Source organism: Clostridium sp. CCUG 7971, assembly GCF_017590215.1.
Taxonomy (GTDB): Bacteria; Bacillota; Clostridia; order Peptostreptococcales; family Peptostreptococcaceae; genus Faecalimicrobium.
Map to the genome: position 1 here is coordinate 1 of NZ_JAFFPK010000217.1, position 1,384 is coordinate 1,384.

2 protein-coding genes are annotated in these 1,384 nt (G+C 32.1%); both read left to right on the forward strand.

What is annotated here, in order from left to right; all coding sequences use genetic code 11:
- Positions 1 to 152: 152 nt before the first annotated feature.
- Positions 153 to 698: an NADH peroxidase gene (locus tag JWF52_RS18840; RefSeq protein WP_208335006.1), complete on the forward strand. Its 546-nt coding sequence runs from the start codon at positions 153 to 155 to the stop codon at positions 696 to 698.
- Positions 699 to 825: 127 nt separating this feature from the next.
- Positions 826 to 1,371, forward strand: a complete 546-nt coding sequence (locus tag JWF52_RS18845) for an NADH peroxidase (RefSeq protein ID WP_208335007.1) — start codon at positions 826 to 828, stop codon at positions 1,369 to 1,371.
- The last annotated feature ends 13 nt before the right edge of the window (positions 1,372 to 1,384 follow it).

Here is a 1,384-nt window from a genome sequence, read left to right on the forward strand (position 1 = left end):
TTTTTATTTTCTTATAAATCTTAAAAATATAGAAGTTATAAAATTTATAAAAAAATAAATAAAAAATGTTTTAAGTAATACATAGCGGGTATAAATATATCATAACAGTAATCATTACTATTATTAAATGATAATTTTGGGAGGATGTAAATATGAAAAAATTTGTTTGTACAGTATGTGGATATATACACGAAGGAGAAACAGCACCTCAAGCTTGTCCATTATGTAAAGTAGGACCTGAAAAGTTTGAAGAAATGAAAGGTGAAATGGTTTGGGCTGATGAACATAGAATAGGAGCAGCTCAAGGAGTAGATGAAGACGTATTAGAAGGATTAAGAGCAAACTTTGTTGGAGAATGCACAGAAGTAGGAATGTATCTTGCAATGAGTCGTCAAGCTGATAGAGAGGGATATCCAGAAGTAGCAGAAGCTTACAAGAGAATAGCATTTGAAGAGGCAGAACATGCAGCTAAATTTGCTGAATTATTAGGAGAAGTAGTAGTAGCTGACACTCAAGCTAACTTAAAAGCAAGAGTAGAAGCAGAATACGGAGCAACAGAAGGAAAATTAAAAATAGCAAAGAGAGCTAAAGAATTAGGACTTGATGCTATACATGATACAGTACATGAAATGTGTAAAGATGAAGCAAGGCATGGTAAAGCATTCTTAGGTTTACTAGAAAGACATTTCCAAAAATAAAATAATAAAAAATAAATAAATTTGTTTTAAGTAGTATTTGCTGGGTATAAATATATTATAGCAGTAATCATTACTATTATTGAAAAGTGAAACTTTAAAATAAATAAAATTTAGGGAGGATATAAATATGAAAAAATTTGTTTGTACAGTATGTGGATATATACATGAAGGAGAAAAAGCACCAGAGCTATGTCCAGTATGTAAAGTAGGACCTGAGAAGTTCGAAGAAATGAAAGGTGAAATGGTTTGGGCTGATGAGCACAGAATAGGAGCAGCTCAAGGAGTAGATGAAGAAATATTAGAAGGATTAAGAGCTAACTTTGTTGGAGAATGTACAGAAGTAGGAATGTATCTTGCAATGAGCCGTCAAGCTGATAGAGAAGGATACCCAGAAGTAGCAGAAGCTTACAAGAGAATAGCATTTGAAGAAGCAGAACATGCAGCTAAATTTGCTGAATTATTAGGTGAAGTAGTAGTAGCAGACACTCAAGCTAATTTAAAAGCAAGAGTAGAAGCAGAATACGGAGCAACAGAAGGAAAATTAAAAATAGCAAAGAGAGCTAAAGAATTAGGACTTGATGCTATACATGATACAGTACATGAAATGTGTAAAGATGAAGCAAGACATGGTAAAGCATTCTTAGGTTTATTAGAAAGACATTTCCAAAAATAATAACAAATAAAAA

Coding starts and splice junctions, on each gene's coding strand:
- JWF52_RS18840 (WP_208335006.1), top strand. CDS start 153: ATGAAAAAATTTGTTTGTACAGTATGTGGATATATACACGAAGGAGAA.
- JWF52_RS18845 (WP_208335007.1), top strand. CDS start 826: ATGAAAAAATTTGTTTGTACAGTATGTGGATATATACATGAAGGAGAA.